At 69.4% G+C, this 18,686-nt stretch carries 18 protein-coding genes; 7 read left to right on the top strand and 11 right to left on the bottom strand.

The annotated features are described in order from the left end of the window. Positions 1-60: 60 nt before the first annotated feature. The 6 genes from H5T77_RS06930 to H5T77_RS06905 form a co-directional block, all read right to left on the bottom strand. Positions 61-351 (bottom strand): chorismate mutase, encoded by a 291-nt coding sequence (locus tag H5T77_RS06930; protein WP_292646816.1) that lies wholly within the window; start codon positions 349-351, stop codon positions 61-63. 43 nt (positions 352-394) lie between these two features. Continuing rightward, complete coding sequence (gene trxA, locus H5T77_RS06925) at positions 395-760, bottom strand: thioredoxin (protein WP_292646813.1); 366 nt, start codon at positions 758-760, stop codon at positions 395-397. Between the two features lie 110 nt (positions 761-870). Further along, on the bottom strand, positions 871-1,011 hold the full coding sequence (locus H5T77_RS06920) for a hypothetical protein (RefSeq protein ID WP_292646810.1): 141 nt from the start codon (positions 1,009-1,011) through the stop codon (positions 871-873). Positions 1,012-1,093: 82 nt separating this feature from the next. After that, positions 1,094-3,301 (bottom strand): DEAD/DEAH box helicase, encoded by a 2,208-nt coding sequence (locus H5T77_RS06915; protein WP_292646807.1) that lies wholly within the window; start codon positions 3,299-3,301, stop codon positions 1,094-1,096. A gap of 329 nt (positions 3,302-3,630) precedes the next feature. After that, positions 3,631-4,389, bottom strand: coding sequence for an alpha/beta hydrolase family protein (locus H5T77_RS06910; protein WP_292646804.1), 759 nt, complete (start codon positions 4,387-4,389; stop codon positions 3,631-3,633). Positions 4,390-4,444: 55 nt separating this feature from the next. Then, positions 4,445-5,827 carry an NAD-dependent succinate-semialdehyde dehydrogenase gene (locus H5T77_RS06905; RefSeq protein ID WP_292646802.1) on the bottom strand — a complete coding sequence of 461 codons (1,383 nt, stop codon included), beginning with the start codon at positions 5,825-5,827 and terminating at the stop codon, positions 4,445-4,447. A 134-nt stretch (positions 5,828-5,961) separates the two neighbouring features. On the opposite strand from H5T77_RS06905, the gene H5T77_RS06900 reads away from it, so the two are divergent. Then, positions 5,962-6,810, top strand: coding sequence for an acyl-CoA thioesterase domain-containing protein (locus H5T77_RS06900; protein WP_292646799.1), 849 nt, complete (start codon positions 5,962-5,964; stop codon positions 6,808-6,810). A gap of 29 nt (positions 6,811-6,839) precedes the next feature. Here H5T77_RS06900 and H5T77_RS06895 read toward each other — a convergent pair whose 3' ends face one another. Continuing rightward, positions 6,840-9,035: an Eco57I restriction-modification methylase domain-containing protein gene (locus H5T77_RS06895; RefSeq protein WP_292646796.1), complete on the bottom strand. Its 2,196-nt coding sequence runs from the start codon at positions 9,033-9,035 to the stop codon at positions 6,840-6,842. Positions 9,036-9,148: 113 nt separating this feature from the next. On the opposite strand from H5T77_RS06895, the gene H5T77_RS06890 reads away from it, so the two are divergent. Then, positions 9,149-10,264, top strand: a complete 1,116-nt coding sequence (locus tag H5T77_RS06890) for an MGDG synthase family glycosyltransferase (RefSeq protein WP_292646793.1) — start codon at positions 9,149-9,151, stop codon at positions 10,262-10,264. Here H5T77_RS06890 and H5T77_RS06885 read toward each other — a convergent pair. Beyond that, a complete protein-coding gene (locus H5T77_RS06885) occupies positions 10,261-11,172 on the bottom strand; it encodes an amidohydrolase family protein (protein ID WP_292646791.1) in 912 nt (303 codons plus the stop codon). The genes H5T77_RS06890 and H5T77_RS06885 overlap by 4 nt on opposite strands. A gap of 11 nt (positions 11,173-11,183) precedes the next feature. Next, positions 11,184-12,086: a ribonuclease HI gene (locus tag H5T77_RS06880; protein WP_292646789.1), complete on the bottom strand. Its 903-nt coding sequence runs from the start codon at positions 12,084-12,086 to the stop codon at positions 11,184-11,186. 139 nt (positions 12,087-12,225) lie between these two features. Here H5T77_RS06880 and H5T77_RS06875 point away from each other — a divergent pair, with 139 nt between their 5' ends. Then, positions 12,226-12,444 (top strand): aldo-keto reductase family protein, encoded by a 219-nt coding sequence (locus tag H5T77_RS06875; RefSeq protein WP_292646786.1) that lies wholly within the window; start codon positions 12,226-12,228, stop codon positions 12,442-12,444. On the opposite strand, the gene H5T77_RS06870 is transcribed toward H5T77_RS06875, so the two are convergent. Beyond that, the gene (locus tag H5T77_RS06870) at positions 12,441-13,019 is read right to left on the bottom strand and encodes a TetR/AcrR family transcriptional regulator (RefSeq protein WP_292646784.1); all 579 of its coding nucleotides are present in this window, start codon (positions 13,017-13,019) and stop codon (positions 12,441-12,443) included. The genes H5T77_RS06875 and H5T77_RS06870 overlap by 4 nt on opposite strands. A gap of 51 nt (positions 13,020-13,070) precedes the next feature. Between H5T77_RS06870 and H5T77_RS06865 the strand changes: the two genes are divergently transcribed. After that, the gene (locus H5T77_RS06865; RefSeq protein WP_292646782.1) at positions 13,071-13,547 is read left to right on the top strand and encodes a DUF4383 domain-containing protein; all 477 of its coding nucleotides are present in this window, start codon (positions 13,071-13,073) and stop codon (positions 13,545-13,547) included. A gap of 48 nt (positions 13,548-13,595) precedes the next feature. Here the strand turns inward: H5T77_RS06865 and H5T77_RS06860 are convergent, their stop codons facing one another. After that, positions 13,596-15,452: an AMP-dependent synthetase/ligase gene (locus H5T77_RS06860; protein WP_292646779.1), complete on the bottom strand. Its 1,857-nt coding sequence runs from the start codon at positions 15,450-15,452 to the stop codon at positions 13,596-13,598. A gap of 178 nt (positions 15,453-15,630) precedes the next feature. Between H5T77_RS06860 and H5T77_RS06855 the strand changes: the two genes are divergently transcribed. The 3 genes from H5T77_RS06855 to H5T77_RS06845 all read left to right on the top strand — a co-directional run bounded on the left by H5T77_RS06855 (position 15,631) and on the right by H5T77_RS06845 (position 18,683). Beyond that, positions 15,631-16,806: a 4-hydroxybenzoate 3-monooxygenase gene (locus H5T77_RS06855; RefSeq protein ID WP_292646776.1), complete on the top strand. Its 1,176-nt coding sequence runs from the start codon at positions 15,631-15,633 to the stop codon at positions 16,804-16,806. 89 nt (positions 16,807-16,895) lie between these two features. Then, on the top strand, positions 16,896-17,561 hold the full coding sequence (locus H5T77_RS06850) for a DUF2470 domain-containing protein (RefSeq protein ID WP_292646774.1): 666 nt from the start codon (positions 16,896-16,898) through the stop codon (positions 17,559-17,561). An 84-nt stretch (positions 17,562-17,645) separates the two neighbouring features. Further along, positions 17,646-18,683, top strand: coding sequence for an AurF N-oxygenase family protein (locus H5T77_RS06845; protein WP_292646771.1), 1,038 nt, complete (start codon positions 17,646-17,648; stop codon positions 18,681-18,683). Positions 18,684-18,686 lie beyond the last annotated feature (3 nt).

Here is an 18,686-nt window from a genome sequence, read left to right as displayed (position 1 = left end):
GCGAACTGCCTATTACCGACGGGTAAATGGGCAGTTCGCTACCGGACTACCCCGACCCTGTCAGTCCTCGACGAACTGCCGATGGTTGCGGATCACCTCGGCGATGATCACGTTGAGGATCTTCTCGGCGAACTCGGGGTCCAGGCCGGCGTCGTCGGAGAGCTTCCGGAGCCGCTCGATCTGGACCGCCTCGCGGTTGGGGTCGGCTGGCGGGAAGCCGGCGCGCGCCTTCAGCCGACCGACCTGCTCGGTGCACTTGAAGCGCTCGGCGAGGAGGTGGACAAGGGCGGCGTCGAGGTTGTCGATGCTGCCGCGCAGGCGCAGGAGCTCGTCGTGGGCGTCTTCGGTCACAGCGCTATCAAACCTGATGCGGGTCCGGCAGCGTTGCTTGGTCTTACTCGCCGGACTCCCCGGACTGCTCGGCGAGCGCCTTGTCGACATCGAGCTCGACGACTGCGTCGATGACCTGCTTCAGCGCGGGCGCCGGGAGCGCGCCGGGCTGGGAGAAGACCAGGTTGCCCTTCTTGAAGGCCATCAGCGTCGGGATCGAGGTGATGTTGGCGGCGCCGGCGAGCGCCTGCTCGGCCTCGGTGTCGACCTTGCCGAAGACGATCTCGGGGTGCTCTGCGGAGGCGGCGTCGTAGATCGGGCCGAACTGGCGGCACGGGCCGCACCAGGACGCCCAGAAGTCGACGAGGACGATCTCGTTGTCGGTGACGGTGCTCTCGAAGTTCTCTGCGCCGAGCTCGACGGTGGGCATGGGGGTCTCACTTCCGGTCTGGAGTCACGTGCGCGCCGGGTCGGCGGACACGTACGCCTCAACGCATGCGGGCTGCTGAGGATTCCCTGCGGGGATCAGGGCTGGTCCGGTCAGGGGAAACGCTTGTCCTTCGGCCCGATCTGACGCTCGATACGGCTGCGTGGCTGACCGGTCAGCTTGGCGACGATCGGCACTCGGAAGACGTATCCACCAACGGCCGCCGCGATGAGGAGAAGAATGATCCAGAACATGTGACCAAGCCTACGCCGGAGCACCCAGGCGCCACCTCAGGATTCTCCCTGAGATGGCGCCCGAATGAAGCTCCGGACCGGATCAGGCGGTGCGACGGCTCCGGCGGCCGGACTCCCGCTTGCGGAGCGCATCGGTGAGCAGCGAGACCAGGGCCTCGAGCTGGATGTCGGCGGAGTCGGTGATCTCCTCGTCGGAGCCATCGAGAGCACGGGCCGCGAGGCCGGCCTTGGAGTCGATCAGCTCGGCGACCCGGGTGTCGATGGTCTGCGAGGCGATGATGCGCCAGGCGGTGACCGGCTCGGTCTGGCCGATGCGGTGGACGCGGTCGATCGCCTGGGTCTGCTCGGCGTCGGTCCAGGAGAGCTCGGCCAGGATCAGGTTGGAGGCGGCCTGCAGGTTGACGCCGACACCGGCGGCGGTGAGCGAGCAGACGATGACCTTGACCTCGGGGTCGTTCATGAACTCGTCGATGGCCTTCTCGCGCGCCTTCGAGGTCTGGTCGCCACGGATCGTGGAGTAGCGGATGCCGCGCTCCTCGAAGAGCTTCTGCGCGGTGTCCATGACCTCGATGTGCTTGGCGAAGAAGACGACCTTGCCGACGTTGCGGGCCAGCTGGGCGGCGTAGTCGGCGGCCAGGCTGGCCTTCGCCTTGCCGATGCGGCGCATCATGCCGAAGACGTTCTCGCCGGTCGAGGCGTCCTGGTCCTCACGCTCCCACGCGGCCACGCGGCGGATCAGCTCGAGGTCGAGCTCGCCGGCGGCCGGCTTGGCGCCGGTCACCCGGGTCTCGATGGCGGTGTCGTACCGCTTCATCATCCGCTTGGCCAGCTCGGCCTCGGCGGCCCGGATCGAGCGTCCCTCGGCGTCGTCGAGCTCGACCGGAAGGTCGGCCACGCGCCTGGCGGGGATGTCGCTGGCGACGTCGATCTTGCGGCGCCGCACGATGCCCTGGTTGACCACGACACGACGGGCAGCGCCGTAGAAGCTGTTGTCCTGCGGGGTCATGCCGGTCTCCTCGAGCCCCTCGAGCAGGCTGCCCTGCGGCATGACGTCGTCGATCCAGCCGAGGAACTGCCAGATCGCCCGGAAGTCCTCGATGTCGTTGATCAGCGGGGTGCCGGTCAGCGCCATCAACAGCGGGTTGGCCGCCCGCTGCCGGATCTTCTCGGAGAGGGCCAGCACGTGCTGGGAGCGCTGGGAGGACTTGTTCTTGATGAAGTGGGCCTCGTCGACGACCATGCCCTTGAAGCCGAACTCGCCGAGCCAGCCGACGTGGCGGTCGAGGATCTCGTAGTTGACCACGATGATGTCGGCGAAGCCGTCGATGTCCTCGCCGTTGCCGTGCACGACCGTCGCCTTCTTGGACGGCGTCCAGAGGTCGACCTCACGGGCCCAGTTGGCCTTGACGACGTTGGGCACGACGACGAGCAGCGGGTAGGCGTCCGCCGCCTCGGCGGCGAGCAGGGCCTGAGCGGTCTTGCCGAGACCGGGCTCGTCGGCCAACAGGAAGGAACGGTGCCCCTCGGCGGCCGATGCGACCAGCTGCGCCTGGTGGTGCATGAGCTCGCGGGTCCCCGGCGCGTCGATGTGGCCGGGACCGTAGGCGGGCGGCTCTGGCAGCGGCATGCAGGAGGGTCCGGAGTCGGCGTACTCGAAGCTTCGGAACAGCGGTCCGAGCAGCTCCCAGCCGGATAGGCGGCGCGCATGCACCGGCGGCCGGGCGTTGGTGAAGTCGGGCACCAGGAACGGGTTCGAGAGCTGGCGCTGGACGACGCTCGTCGGGATCACCCGCTTGTCGGGGACGACGACAGCAGGAGTCTCGTCCTCGTCGTCCTCCTCGTCCTCAGGCACGTCGACGCCACCGCGGGCCATCAGCTCGTGCTTGAGGTCGACGGCGGCATCAGAGATCTCGGCGTCCTCGGCGAGGAGCTCGAACAGACGCGAGTCCATGGTCGCCGTCTTGGCGAGGATCGTGGCGATCCCGTCCAGGCGCTTGAGCTGCTCGGCGCGGCGTCCCTCGTTGAGGGTCTCGTCCTCGAGCACGCGGTGGCGCTCGTCTCGGGCGAGGAGCGCGACGACCTGGAACTTGGTGCGTACGTCGGGCATGGCCGAGCGGCGCTGCACGGCCGACTCAACCTCGCGGACGACCTGAGCGAGCACCGGAATGATGCCCTCGTTGTCCTTGTGGACGCCTTTGCGGCGACCGTTCTGCCCGGACTTGCCGGCGTTGCCGTTGTTTCGCGAACGGCCCGACCGGTTGTTGCGCCGGGTAGCGGCTCCCTGAGCCAACTGAATCCTCCTTGGGCCACGCACGGGTGAGTGGCATGTCCAGATACCGACCCTCATCGGCCGGTCGCCCTCCCAGGGCTCACGCAGATCGATGGCAGACGACTGACGACCGCAGACAAACAGCGGGTACGCGCGATCGGCGCCTCATCGACCGGGCCAGTGACTCGTTCGGTCCCCACGACGAACGTCCACGAGCCGGGCGCTTGCAGCGAGTGTAACCCCACCCACACCCGTTAGCGGAAGTCTCGTTCCGCGTTTTCTGTCAATTGATCAAACATCGGCGTCAGGCAGGGTGCGGAAGAGCCCGGCTGAACTCGTGTGCCCCCGGCTCAGTCCACCAGGTACTGGTCCGCCCAGGCCGAGATGATCCGGGCCGCGCGCCTGGCCTGGCCCTTCCTGGTGAGGAGGTGGTCGGAGCCCTCCAGCGCTACGAAGGAGCGCGGGTGGCGGGCGGTGTTGAAGATGTCGGAGGCGTTCTCGATGCCCACCGTGTTGTCGGTGGGGCTGTGCATGACCAGGAGCGGCTTCTTGAGCTGCATGATCTTGTGGCGCAGGTCGGCGCGGCGTACGTCGTGGACGAAGTGCTCACGAAGGGTCAGCAGCTTGCCGCCGGCCATCCACGGCGACTGGCCCTCTTCGAGCACCCTGGAGAGCACCGCGTCGTAGTTGTGCTCGACGTGCGCCGGCTGGAACGGGGCGCCGACGGTGACCACGGCGTCGACGCCGATGGCCTCGTCGGCTGCCGCCAGGACCGCCGCACCGCCGAAGGAGTGCCCGACGAGCAGCTCCGCCGGGGTGCCGCGATCGGCCATGAAGCGAGTGGCCTCGACGGTGTCGGCGACCTTGTGGGTGAAGGAGCCGTCGCCCCAGTCGCCCTCGGAGTCGCCGAGCCCGAGGTTGTCGAAGCGCAGCATCCCGATGCCCTCGGCGGCGAGCTGCTTGCAGATCCGCGCGGCAGCCGGAGACTCCTTCCCGAGGGTGAAGCCGTGGCTGAACACTCCCCAGCCACGCACCTCCCCCTCGGGCAGGTCGATGAGACCGGCCAGCATCGGCCCGGACATGCTCGCGAAGGACACCTTCTCAGCCATTCTCCGGATTCTCGCAGAGAATCCCGGGCAGCCGAGCAGGCCTGCCGATGTGAGCTCAGCGCTCGACGTAGAAGAGACGCTTGTTGAGGAACTCGTCGATCCCGAGCGGGCCGAGCTCACGGCCGAAGCCGGAGCGCTTGGTGCCGCCGAAGGGGACGTCGGCACCTTCGCCGGCCGGGGTGTTGACGTTGGCCATGCCGACCTCGAGCTGCTGGGCGACGGCGATCGCGCGAGCCTCGTCGGTGGAGAAGACCGCACCACCGAGGCCGTACTCCACCGCGTTGGCCAGCTCGACCGCCTCCTCGTCCGTGCTCACCTTGTAGACCACCGCGACCGGACCGAAGAGCTCCTCGGTGTAGGCACGCATCTGCGGGGTCACCCCGGTGAGGACGGCAGGGGCGAAGAACGCGTCGGGCCCGTCGGAGATCTCGCCGCCGGCGTGGAGCGTGGCTCCCTTGGAGACCGCGTCCTCGATCTGGTCACGCAGGGCCTCGGCCGCCTTGCGGGCCACCAGCGGGGAGTAGGCGGTGTCGTCGCCGTCCTCACCCTCGAGCGGCGTCATCGCGGCAGCGCGCTTGGTGAGGGCCGCGACGAAGTCGTCGTAGACGCCTTCGTTCACGATCATCCGCTTGTTGCCGTTGCACACCTGGCCGACGTTCTCCATCCTGGTCGCCCAGGCAGTCTCGGCGGCGTCGTCGATGTCGTCGGAGTCGAGGATGATGTAGGGGTCGGAGCCACCGAGCTCGAGGACGACCTTCTTCAGGTGGCGGCCCGCGGCCTCGGCGACCGCCGTGCCGGCGCGCTCGGAGCCGGTCAGAGAGACCGCCCGGACCCTCGGGTCGGCGATCATCGTGGCGATCTGCTCATGGGTGGCGTAGATGTTCTGGTAGACGCCGTCGGGAAGGCCGGCCTCCTCGAAGATCTTCGCGATCGCGGCCGAGGAGCGCGGGCAGTTCTCGGCGTGCTTGAGGATGACGGTGTTGCCGGCGACGAGGTTCGGCGCGGCGAAGCGGGCGACCTGGTAGTACGGGTAGTTCCACGGCATCACTCCGAGCACTGGGCCGAGCGGGAGACGCTGGATGACCGCCTTGCCCTCGTGTCCTGGCAGGTCGGTCTCCGCGAGCAGCTCGGGGCCGTGGTCGGCGTAGTAGGCGGTGATCTCGCCGGAGAACTCGGCCTCGCCTGCGCCCGAGGAGCTCTTCTTGCCCATCTCGGTGCGGATGATCTTCCCGAGCTCCGCCGCGCGCTCGGTGAAGAGGTCGGCGGCGCGCTTGACGATCGCGGAACGTTCCTCGATCGGAGTCGAGCGCCAGGCGGCGTACGCGTTCTTGGATCGCTCCATCGCCTCCTCCACCTCGGCATCGGTGGCGAACGGGAAGGTCTCGATCACCTCGCCAGTAGCGGGGTCGGTCACCTGGTAGGGAGGCGTGGTGCTCATCGTCGTCCTCTTCGATCGGGGCTGCTTTGGTGCGATAGTACGTGGTTTTCGACCCTATCTGATGACGGAACCGTTACTCTTTGCCGGTTTTCGCAACTGAATCCGAAGTTAGGACACGTTCTAGAATGGTCCGCATGGATCTCGCATTCTTCCGCCGCACCGACGACGGCTTCGAGCCCACACCGATGGCTCGCAGCATGTGGGCTGACGACCACATGCACGGAGTCGCGGCCAGCGGCCTGATCGCCCGTGGCCTCGAGGACCAGATCGAGGAGCTCGGGCGCGCCACCGAGCTGGTGCCGGCGCGCTATCACGTCGACCTGTTCCGGCCCCCGCGGATGGTGCCGACGAGGATCCGGACGAGCGTCGTACGCAACGGCCCCCGCATCGCACTGCTCGATGCCGAGATGGTCCAGTCGACCGGCGACGGCGAGGAGCGGGTCGTGGCCCGCGCGACCTGCACCTATCTGCTCGCGGGAGACAACCCCGCCGGTGAGGTCTGGTCGTCGACCGAGCGCGCCACTCCCCCGCCGCTGGAGGTGGCACCGCCGACCTCCGAGCCGCACGTACCCTTCTTCGTCTCCGACAGCCCCTGGTCCGACGACTTCGGCCGCCACCAGAACGCCGGGCGCCACGTCACCTGGCAGGTCGCGGTGCCGACCGTCGCCGACGAGCCGATGACCCCGTTCCAGACAGTGGCCTCCATCGCCGACGCCACCTCGATGGTCACCAACTGGGGCAGCAACGGCGTCGAGTGGATCAACACCGACATCTCGCTCGCCCTGGCCCGCCGCCCCGCCGGGATGGAGGTCGGCCTCGCCACCATCGACCATGTCGCCCACGAGGGCATCTCCGTCGGCACCGCCGAGGTCTTCGACCGCGAGGGCACCATCGGCACCGCCACCGTCACCGCCCTGGCCAACGCCAAGCGCACCGTCGACTTCACTGCTCCCGTCGAGGGCGGACCCGCCACCCCGGTCTAGCCGAAGCGTCACTCGCGTCGGCCGAAGCGTCACCGCGGTGACGTCTCGGCCGACGTACCTGACGTCTCGGCGAGGGTGAGGTTCTGGTCGATGAGGGCGGCCATCAGCGCCCGCTGGCGGATCGGGGTGAGGCCGAAGCCGGTGGGGGTCAGGTCTGGGGTGGCGAGAGACTCGTCGATGCCCTGCAGGCGGGCGGTCGCGTGGTTGACGTCGGCGATGGCTTGGCGCAGGTCGGCGGTCGCGAGGTCATGGGTGTGGGGGTCGCCGACGAGGTTGAGTACGCCGGTGATGCCGATCCGGCGCTCGGTACCGACGCGGTCCAGGGCCGCCAGGAGCGCCTCGCCGATCGGGCGGAGCGACGCGAGATCGGCGGGGAACGGATAGGTGGCGCGCAGGCGCGAGGGGTTGTAGCGGTAGGCGGTGTTGAGCATGGTGCCGCCGGCGCGCATCGCCCAGACACGATGGAGGTCGGAGGCCAGGAACGCGTACGCCGCCGGATCCTGCGTCGGGTAGACGACCAGGCCGTTGGAGAACACGTGGTCGGCACCGACCAGCACGGGCCACAGGTGCTTGCTGTGCTTGCTGAACGCGATGACGTGCGACAGTCCGGCGGCGTCGCGATAGAGCTCGTCGACCGGGCTGAGGAAACCCCACCAGCGCTCCTTGAGCTGGGGATACTTCACGAACTGACGGCGGCGCTCGGCGCGTACCTTCGACCGTACGAGACGCGCGAGCGTACGATCCTCGGCGAGCTCCTCGAGCCCCAGCTTGCCCACGTCCACGACGAAGCGGGAGGCGGTCGAGCCACAGGGCCTCACCAGGTCCTCACCGCTCAGGTAGGGCCGCACGGCGTGCCCGAGCGGGCCGCGAGCGAACGTCTCCGCCTCGGACGGCGTCAGCACGAGCGAGCGCCCGAGCACGATCGTGCCCTGATAGCCGTGCGGTAGCGGGACCTCGAGATCCAGCCGCGCCGGCTCCGGGAGGGAGAGGCCTTCCTCGAGCGTGCCGGTGATCGCGGAGACCGGGCGCCCGTCGAGCCAGGCGCTGTCGAGCGGACGGATGGTGAGCCAGATCTTCGCGAACCGCACGCCCGCCGTCGGCCACGGGGCCGACCGTTCCGCCCGGGCGACCTGCCAGCCGCGGTCCAGGAGGGCGCCGAGGCCGAACCGCGCCGTGTCGCCCTCGCTGACCGAGTCTGTCGTGATCAGCCCGATCTCGCCCCGGCTGAGTGCAGCAGCGCGGAGCAGGAAGTAGATGACGTAGTCGGCCCGCCTGGTGGTGCCTCCGGCGAGCGTGTGAGCGAGGTAGTCCCGCAGCTCTTGGCCGATCGCGTCCCGCACCCGCTTCACCCCGAGGTAGGGCGGATTGCCGACGACCGCGTCGAAGCCGCCACGCGCCATGGCCTCAGGAGCGACCAGCGCCCAGTGGATCGGCCGGACGACGGGAGCAGGTAGGCGCCGGCTCCTGCTCAGTGCCGCGTACGCCTCGTCGAGCCGTCGCCCCGGCCGGCCGCCCAACGGCAGCGCGACCGCGACCATGGCATCGGCGTACGCCTTCGGATCGCGCACGCCCGTGGGCAGCTCGGCCGGGTCGACGAGCCCCACCAGCGAGTTGCCGCAGAGGATGCGGTCGTCGAGAAAGGTCAGCGGGAGCGCGGGATCCTCGCAGAGCAGCCAGAGAGACAGCTTCGCGATGTCGACCGCGACCGGGTCGATGTCGGCGCCGTAGAGACAGCCGGTCACGATCTCGACCATGGGCGCCTGGCACGAGGAGGCCAGATAGCGGGCGGAGGCGAGGAGGAAGGCGCCGCTCCCGGCGGCGATGTCGACCACGGTCGCGTCCGGCGCGGCGACCGGCGCCAGGGTGTGCGCGACGATCTCGTCGGCGAGCTCGGGCGGGGTGTAGTGGGCACCGTTGTCGCGCCGCGAGGAGTCCTCGAGCAGAGCCTCGTAGATGTAGCCGATCTCCTCCAGAACGAGATCGTCCACCGTTGTCCCGTCCGGGACCAGATAGTCCGAAAGCAGATGATCCAGGGAGGGATGGTCCGCGCCCGGCACGGACAGCAGCCCCGCGCCGTCGAGAGCAGCATCGGTGAGCGCCATCCCCCGCGCCGCCGCGAAGCTCCGCACGACCCGGCGCATCACCACGGCCACCGCCGACGGGCCGCCGCCCAGCTCGGCCACCGCCGACCGCGCTCGATCGCGCAACGCCTGGGCCGTGATCACAGGATGAACCATAGAACGCTCGCAGGTTCTGCGAGACGAACCGATGGTGAAGAGTGCCGCCGACGGGTGTCCCGTTCACCACGACGTCACACCCTGCCTACAGAATCCGGCGCATGTCCATCGACTCGGAGCGGCTCGGGCCCCTCCTGCACCTCCGGCCCGGCTCGGCACCCCGCGTGGTGATCATCTCGGCGAGCTACGGCGCCGGCCACAACTCAGCCTCCCGGGAGATCTCACGAGTCCTCGAGGAGGCCGGGTGCGACGTCGAGATCCTCGACTTCGTCGACCTGATGCCGTGGCGACTCGGGCGCGGGCTGAAGCTCGGCTACAAGATGCAGCTCCAGGTCAGCCCCGACTCCTGGGGAACCACGATGAGCATGGTCATGCCGGGAGGTCCGCTCCACAGGCTCTTCGCGCAGCTCCTTCGCCTCTCCACCCGCCCGATCATCGAAGCCACGCGCGGCGCAGACCTGGTCGTCTCCACCCATCCGTTCTGCTCCCAGGTCATCGGCGAGCTGCGCACCACCGGACAGCTCACGACGCCCGCCGTCACCTACCTCACCGACGCCGCGGTCCCGGCGCTGTGGATCCACCCGGGCATCGACCTCAACCTCGCCCTCCACGAGGTCGCCGCCCGCGAGGCCCGCCTGCTCGGGGGCAACGCGTCCGTCGTCCAGGCACTGGTCCCGGCCGGGGCGGAGTATGTGCCGGGGCGCGCCTTCCCCGACCCGCTGTCGGACCTCCAGCTGACCGGCCCGCGGGCGCTGGTCACCGGCGGCTCCCTCGGCGCCGGTGCTCTCGAGCAGACCGCCCGCGACATCCTCACCCACAGCGACATGACCCCGGTGGTCCTCTGCGCGACCGATCGCTTTCTCAAGCGCCGCCTGGAGCGCATCCCCGGTGTGGTTGCCCTCGGCTGGCGCACCGACGTACGCGCCCTGATGGCGACCAGCGACTGCGTCGTCCAGAACGCCGGCGGCTTCACCTCGCTCGAGGCGCTGGCCTCGGGCACTCCGGTGATCACCTACCGCTCGATCTCCGGCCACGGCGCTGCCAACTCGGCGAACCTGGACCGTGCGGGGCTGATCCCGTGGGCCCGGGACGAGATCGAGCTCGCCAAGCACCTGGTCGTCGCCGCGGAGTCGCCCCGGTTCAACCGGCTCGCGCTCGGGTTCCCCGACCTCGTCCAGATCCTCACCGGCAGCCTCGAGGAGACCGCCGTAGCCTAGGCGGTCGGGGGCAGACCGAAGAGCCGCGCGGCGTTCCCATAGAGCACCCCGCGCGCCCACTCATCCCCGAGCCCGAGCCCCAGAACCGCGTCGACCGCCTCCAGATAGGGATAGGGGATGTTCGGGAAGTCGCTCCCGAACAGCACCCGCTCCCCCAGCGCCTTCAGGCGTGGCATCTCCTCGGCGGGGAAGGGTGCCATCGCCTCGGTGAAGGCGGTGAAGGCCATCGTCGTGTCCAGGTGCACCCCGTCGTACTTCTCCGCCAGGTCGAGGAATCGTGAGTAGTCCGGCAGCCCCATGTGGGCGACGATCAGCACCAGATCCGGGTAGCGCTCGAGCAGCGCCTCCATGCCGGCCGGCCCGGTGAAACGCCCCGGAGCAGGGCCGTGGCCGGAGTGGATCACCAGCGGCGTACGCGACTGCGAGAGCACCTCCCAGACCGGGTCCAGCAGCGGCGAGTTGGGGTCGTAGTCACCGACCTGGACGTGCGCCTTGAAGATCCGCGCCCCTGACTCGACCGCCTCGCGGACGCACTCACCCGCCCCCGGCTCCGGGTAGAACGTCGCCGACTGCAGACAGTCCGGCTTGTCGGCCGCGAACTCCGCGCCCCACTCGTTCAGCCATGCCGCCATCTGGGGCTTGTGCGGATAGGTGAGCGCCGAGAAGCGACGTACGCCGAGGCCCCTCAGCACACGGAGCCGCTCCTCCTCGGTGTGCCGGTAGGCGATCGGCCACGCCTGGCCGGTCATCGGACCGACCGCGTCGAAGTAGGCCCAGACCTTCTCGAGCATCCGCTCGGGCAGGAAATGGGTGTGTACGTCGAAGATGCCGTCCAGGCCCAGCGCATCGAGCCGCGCGCGGAGCTGCGCCGGCTCGTCGGGGGCGATGGTGACCGCAGGAGGATTCACAGCAGGCGAACCTACCTGGCTGAAGCGGAGCCCGAAGCAATGTGCACCGCAGTTGCGGAGCCCGAAGTCACGGGCGCGGCGAACGTATCCGCGATCGCCCGTGCCCTCCTGGGAATCTCCTCGGCGGTCAGCCCCCAGGTCCCTTCGGCGAAGCGTCGGGCGAGCTTTGCGAGCGAGTCCGCACCCTCGTTGAGGGCCTCGCCGACATGGCCGCGCACCCATTCGAACGAGATTCGCTCGGACTCGCGGCACAGGTCGTCGTGCATCCGGGTCAGGCCGGCGAGCTCGGCCCGGTGGGCAGTCTCGTAGCCCTTCGGCATGGACACCTCGCCCCGGAGCCAGCCCTCGATCAGCGCGAGCGCGACCCGCGAGTCGGACCGGATGGTCAGCGTGCGCCGAGGCAGCGCTCGCACCGCCTCGGCGATCGCCTGGAGCTCGGCCAGGACCACCAGCGACTGCGGATCGCGGATCCGGGCGTTGGGCAGCTGCCGTCCGAAGCCGTGCTGTCCGTCGCCGGCGAGCCAGCCCCAGCCGATGAACCCACGGTGCGCCGAGCCGTCGGTGGCAACCACCAGCGGCGGCAACGGGCCGGCGCGATGGACGGCCAGCGCCTCCACCGCCTCGGCACGGATGCCCGCGTCCTCGTCGACGAACGGCACCACGGTGACCCCTGGATAGGCGGACGCGATCTCGTCGGTCAGCATCCAGAACCGCGAGTTGGACGGAAGCGCGACCACGACCTGAACCGGGGCGAGCGACTCCAGCGAGTCGTACGCGGCTCCGAGCGCCGCGATGATCGCGTCCTCGGTCCCGCGCGCACCCAGCGATCCCGCCGCGCGCAGCTCCGGGCCGGCCAGAACCCAGTCCCAGCGCTCGGCGTCGCTGCGCCCCTTGACGACGATGAAGCACCGCACCGCAGACCTCCTGACCCGCCCGAACAAGTCACCCCCGACGTTACCCTCAGGCCTGAAGAACGAGCCGGCGGCATCAGGATCCGGACACCGTTGACCGGAACGGTCAGACGAGCCCGAGCTCCCGGGCGCGTACGCCTGCTTGGAAGCGGGACGCGGCGCCGGGTCGATCGCGATCGGGCCGGTGGCCTGCGTACAGAACCAGTACGGTCTCACCACCCGCCGCGAGGACGACGCGCTGCTGAGACTGTGCGGCGAGCACGGCGTCGCGTTCGTGCCCGTCAGCTCCATCGGTGCCGCCGTCGCCGGAGCCACCCCCGGCACCGCCGACCCCGCGCACCGACGGCACGCTGATTTCTAGGCTGCGGTGCGCAACGCCTCCCGCACCGCAGCCTGTACGGTGCGGCCGGCCGCCTCCAGCGGCTCGGTGGACCGCAGCGACCGAGCGAGGACGAAGGCGCCCTCCAGGCTCGTGATGAGGCCGATGATGAGGCCGCGGGCGGTCTCGGGTGGGACTCCCCGCTGCTCGAGATGCCGACCACCGACCTCGATCCAGTCGGTGAACACCTCGGCGGTGGCCTTGCGCAACGTCTCGTTGGTGCTCGCGACCTCGAGCGCGACGGTGGCGATCGGGCAGGCGTCGGCGTAGTCGGTCTCCACCAGCACCGTGGCGGCGGCCGCGAACGCGGTCTCGACATTGGTGAGCAAGTCGTCGGGACCAGTGAAGAGGGCCAGGACCAGGTCGCGGTACTCCCCGCCCGCGCGCCGGATCGTCTCACCCGCCAGATCGTCCTTGCCCCCGGGGAAGAAGTGGTAGATCGATCCGAACGGCGCCTTGGCCACCTCGGCGATCTGCTTGAGGCCGGTGCCGGACATGCCCTGCCTGCGGAAGAGCTCGGTGCTGGCATCGAGGATCCGCGTACGCGTGTTGGTCATCGCCTGGTCTTTCCGGTAGCGCCTGTGAACAGGAAGGTCTATGGTCAATATATGACTAGAACGATCTATCAAGAGACGCGTTCGGGCACGCGATGGACGTTCACCCAGTGGGCGGTCCTCGTGGTCTGCACGGTCCACATCCTGTGGGCGATCGCCGGATTCATCGCGGAGCCGAGCTTTGAGGTCGGCCACCATGCCCCGACGCAGAAGGTGCTGGGGATGGACTACAACGGCTGGCACGCGGTCGCCGGGCTCGCGCTGTTCGCGCCCGGTCTGTTCCTGTGCCGCCGCAACTCCTGGTCGGTGCTCTATCTCCTGGCCGCGGCCGTCGCCGGCACCGTTCCCGGGATCTGGGCGCTCATCTCACCGCAGGTCATGTGGGTCATGCACATGCCCGACAACGTCACCGACGCGCTGATCCACTTCGCGACCGCCGCTGTCCTGGTCCTCATCGCGGTCGTGCAGATCCGACGCGACGGCGGCTGGGCCAACACGATGTCCGATCTGCGAAGGCCGCCGACGTCGTGAAGCCGAGAGTGGCCCATAGACCACTCTCGGCTTCACAACCCTCGCGACTCAGCCTTGCGCCTCGGCGTACAGCCCGTCGATGATGTCGGCGTACTTCTTGCTCACCACCCGGCGCTTCAGCTTCAGGGTTGGCGTGAGCTCCTCGGACTCGGCGGTCCACTCCTCGCCGAGCAGCTCGAAGGCCTTGACCTGCTCGGGGCGCGAGAGCCGGGCGTTGGCGGCGTCCACGGCCTGGGCCACGGCGCCCCGGATGACCGGGTGCTGGGCGAGCTCGGCGAGCGAGCCGGCCTCGACCCCGAGCTTCTGAGCGACCACCGGAGCGATCTCGCCATCGAGGGTGAGCACGGCGACGACGTACGAGCGACCGTCACCGACCACCATGGCGTGCCCGACCAGCGGGCTCTCCTTGAGGAGGTTTTCGATGTTGGACGGCGCGATGTTCTTGCCGGCGGAGTTGATGATCATCTCCTTCTTGCGGTCGACGACGGTCAGGAACCCGTCCTCGTCCAGCGAGCCGATGTCACCGGTGTGCAGCCAGCCGTCGGCGTCGAAGAGCTCGGCCGTGGCCTCCGGTCGTCGTACGTAGCCAGGAGTCATGATCGGACCACGGAACAGGATCTCGCCGTCATCGGCGATACGCACCTCGATCCCGGGCTGCGCACGGCCGACGGTGCCGAGCCGGAAGCCGTCGGGGCCGTTGCCGGTGGCCGCCCCGGTGGTCTCGGTCATGCCGTAGACGTCGTAGATCTTCAGCCCCAGGCCGGCGAAGAACCTCGCCACCTCGATGGGCATCGGCGCGGCGGCGCTGGCCGCCCACTCGACCTTGTCGAGACCGAGCAGCGCGCGCATGATCGAGAGCACCCCCGCGTCGGCCTGCTCGAACTGCGCCTGAAGCTCGGCCGAGGTCGTCTGCCCGGTCTGCTGCGACTCGACGTAGGCCAGCCCGACCGCCATCGCCTTCTCCACGGCCTCCCGCTTGGCGTCGTCGGTCTCGGCGGCGAGCAGCGCGGTGACGCCGGTGCGGATCTTCTCCCAGACCCGGGGCACCCCGAAGAAGCTGGTCGGATGCACCTCCTGGAGGGTGCCGAGCAGCAGCGCGGGGTCCTGGATCAGGTAGACGTGACCGCCGTTGAACTGCGGGATGTAGAGACTGAGCACCCGCTCGGCGATGTGCGCGAACGGCAGGTAGGAGACCAGCACCCCCGGCTCCTCGACTCCGGAGGTCGCCAACGAGGAGGTCGTCTCGAAGACGATGTTGCGGTGGGTGAGCACCACGCCCTTGGGCTGCCCGGTCGTGCCCGAGGTGTAGAGCATGGTGACGGTGTCGTCCTGGGTCACCGCGGCGCCTCGCGCGTCCAGCTCGTCGCCGAGCTCGGCCAGCGCGGCCGCCCCCGAGGACACGAAGTCGCCCCAGGCGACCGCCCGCGGATCGTCCGCCACGGTCGTGTCGATCGTGACGACACGGACGATCTCCTCCCGCTTCAACCCGAGCGCCCAGCGGGCGACGTGGTCGTCGGTCTCCAGCACCACGATCCGCGGGTCCGCGTGCTCGGCGACATAGCCGACCTGGTCGGGCGCGAGGGTGTTGTAGATGCTGATCGGGACCCCGCCGGCGAGCACCGCAGCCATGTCGGCGATGACGTGCTCGATGCGGTTGGCGGCCATGATCGCGACCGACTCCCCCGGCTTCAGACCAGCCGCGATGTACGCAGCCGCGAGCTCGCGAGCCCGCTGGTGCAGCTCGTCCCAGGTCAGCGTGCGCCAACCGGTGCCGTCGGCGGTGTGCCGGTCGGAGAAGGCCGGCTCGGCGCCGCGTTCGGCCACCACGTTGGCGAGGATGTCGACCATGGTCTGGTCGCCGATCTGGGACTCGATGGCGGCGCGGTCAGCGAGGACGTCGGGCATCAGGGGCGCTCCTTTTTCAGTTTGTGACTCGGGTCACAACGTGGATTGCCTCGACCGTAGGGACGTGCCGGTGCGGACACAAGAGCCCGTCCGCATCATTTGGCTCCACAGCACCGCCTTTTCACCCAGTGGAAAGAGGCTGTGGCGGCGACCACCCGAACGGAGGTTGACTCACCCCATGGCAGATGAACGTACGCAGGTCGTGATCGTCGGCGCCGGCCCCGCAGGGATGCTGCTGAGCCATCTCCTCGCGGCCGACGGGGTCGACGCGGTCGTGGTGGAGACCCGGTCGGAGGAGTACGTCGCGGCTCGGATCCGCGCCGGCATCCTGGAGCAGTCGAGCGTCGACCTGCTCACCGAGGTCGGGCTCGGCGACCGACTGGCCCGCGACGCCGACAAGCACCGCGGGATCTACCTGCAGTGGCCCGAGGAGCGCCATCACCTCGACTTCGTCGACCTGGTCGGCCGCGCGGTCTACGTCTACGGGCAGACCGAGGTGCAGAAGGACCTGAGCGACGCCCGACGAGCCGCCGGGCAGGTCGTCCACTACGAGGTCACCGACACCGCGCTGCACGACATCGAGTCCGACCGCCCCTCGGTCACCTTCACCGACTCCGAGGGCCGTGCCCGGACGGTGGTCGCTGACGCGATCGTCGGCTGCGACGGCTCCTTCGGCCCCAGCCGGGCCGCGATCCCGGCCCGAGAGAGCTGGGACCGCACCTACCCCTACAGCTGGTTCGGCATCCTCGCCGACGTCGCACCATCGACCGACGAGTTGATCTACGCCTGGCACCCCCACGGCTTCGCCCTGCACTCGATGCGCTCGGAGAGCGTCTCGCGGTTCTACCTCCAGGTGCCCAACGGCACCGACCCGGCGACCTGGTCCGACGACCGGATCTGGGACGCGCTCGCCGCCCGGCTCGGCCACGGACAGAACGGCTGGACGCTCCAGCCCGGTCAGATCACCGACCGCAGCGTCCTCCCGATGCGCTCCCACGTATCCACGCCGATGCGCCACGGCCGGCTCTTCCTCGCCGGCGACGCCGCCCACATCGTCCCCCCGACGGGCGCCAAGGGACTCAACCTCGCGATCGCCGATGTCGCGCTGCTGGCGCCCGCACTCACGGCGCTCCTCAAAGGTGACCCGCGCCTGGCCGACGGCTACTCCGAGACCGCGCTGCGCCGGGTCTGGCGCTGCACCCACTTCTCCTGGTGGATGACCACCATGCTGCACACCGCCGAGGACCCGTTCGACACCCAGCTCCAGCTCTCCCAGCTGCGCTGGGTGACCTCGAGCGAGCACGCCGCGGCCGGACTCGCGGAGAACTACGCAGGTCTGCCGATCGGATTCTGAGTGGGTCCGCCCTCGGCTCGGCCGGACGATCACTTGTCCCCGCACACCCAATCGTGTTTAGGTAAGCCTTACCTAAACTTGGAGGTGTCATGGATTCGACCGCCAGCATTGCCCGCAGCATCCTGTCCTGCCCTCGCGGCGGAAGCGTGGTCATCGACGGGATTCCCTATTCGATGGAGGAGCTCGAGATGCAGGGCTTCGCCGACGACGGCGGGCGGCCGACCTTCCTGTGCCCACCCGAGCAGCGCCTGGCGTACGCCGGCCGCCGGGGCAGCCATGCCGTGCTGGTCCTGCAGGGGGCCTTCGGCGGCGACGAGGCGGTCCGGCTCACCGGCACGCTCAGGTGGCTGCGTACCGACGCCTGCACCTGCTGCGAGACGGAGTGGGACGAGGTGGTCATGGATGTCGCCGGCGTCATGCTGGTACGCACGGGCGGGGAGGCGCTCCCGATCCCGCTCGACACCTTCACCGACCGCGACCTCGACCTCAATGACGGCGTGCTCCACCGCAACCAGGACCACCTCAACAACCACCACGGAGACGAGCTCCGCGAGGCGGTCGCCACCCGCACCTACCTCCCGGTCGACAGCATCCTCGCCGCCCAGGTCTCGGGGCTCCACGCCGACGGCTTCGATTTCCAGTGGGTCGACGAGCGCGGGGCGCACAGCGCGCGCACCACATTCGACCGCCCCGCCCGGACTCCGGAGGACCTGGTCGCCGGAGTGCGCAAGGCGCTGGCTGCCGAGATCTGCTGAGCGAGACACACCTCCAAAAGCGTTTCCCGGGACACAAATCCCATGTACCTTGGTGATGTATCAACATCGCGCAAGGAGGCTCGGATGGTTGTGCAGACACTTCGCTCGATCGGTGGCTACGTGGGCACGGTGGCCAGCACCCCGGCCCGCGTGATCGCGCCCCGGCCGCACCCCCGCCGGGGGTACGACGAGACGCTGCGTACGTTGTCGGAGGCCTCGGTCGAGAAGTACTTCAACGCGTTCAAGGACGTCGACTGGGATTCCGCGGAGATGGCCGTCGACGAGGACGACGAGCGCTGGATCCTGCCCCCGCTCGATCTGCTCGGCGCGCACCCCTGGTATCAGTCGCTGCCCAAGGCGCGGCAGATCGAGGTCGGCCGGCACCGCCTCACCGCGATGGTGAAGACCGGGTCCCAGTTCGAGCAGCTGCTGCTCCTAGGCGGCACCCAGTTCCTGATGGGCGTCGAGAACGGCGACCCCGAGTTCCGCTACTTCATGCACGAGCTCACCGAAGAGACGCACCACATCCAGATGTTCCAGGAGTTCACCAACCGGGTGTGCCCCGACGTCGCCGGCGCGCCCGAGTGGCTGATGCGGACCATCCCGCTGGTCGGACATCTCGGCGGCCTCTACCCCGCGCTCTTCTTCGCCATCATCCTCGCCGGCGAGGAGCCGATCGACCACGTGCAGAAGGAGGTCATGCGCTCCGGCGGCACCCACCCGCTCCTGGACCGGATCATGGCCATCCACATCGCCGAGGAGGCACGCCACATCGGGTTCGCGCACGCCTGGCTCGAGGAGCACGCGCCGGACCTCAACCCGGTCTCGCGCATCGCCCTCGGGATCCTCACCCCGCTCGCCATGCGCCTCGGCGCGGACGCCATCATCATCCCGTCCCGCGCCGACCGCGAGCTCATGGGCCTGCCCGACTCGGTCGTTCGCGAGGTCTGGGGCAAAGGCCCCGAGGCCGCCGCCTTCCGCCGCCATCTCTTCGCCGACGTGCGGATGCTCTTCGACAACCTCGGGCTGCGTACGCCGCTGACCAACTGGGCATGGCGGGCCCTCGGCGTCGCCGGACGGCCGGCGCGTTTCCGCGCCGCGCCGCCCAGCGCCGCAGCCTGAGCC

Source organism: Nocardioides sp., from assembly GCF_014360585.1.
Taxonomy (GTDB): Bacteria; Actinomycetota; Actinomycetes; order Propionibacteriales; family Nocardioidaceae; genus Nocardioides.
Note: the sequence above shows the minus strand (reverse complement) of the source record. Positions and strands in the feature narration are given on the sequence as shown.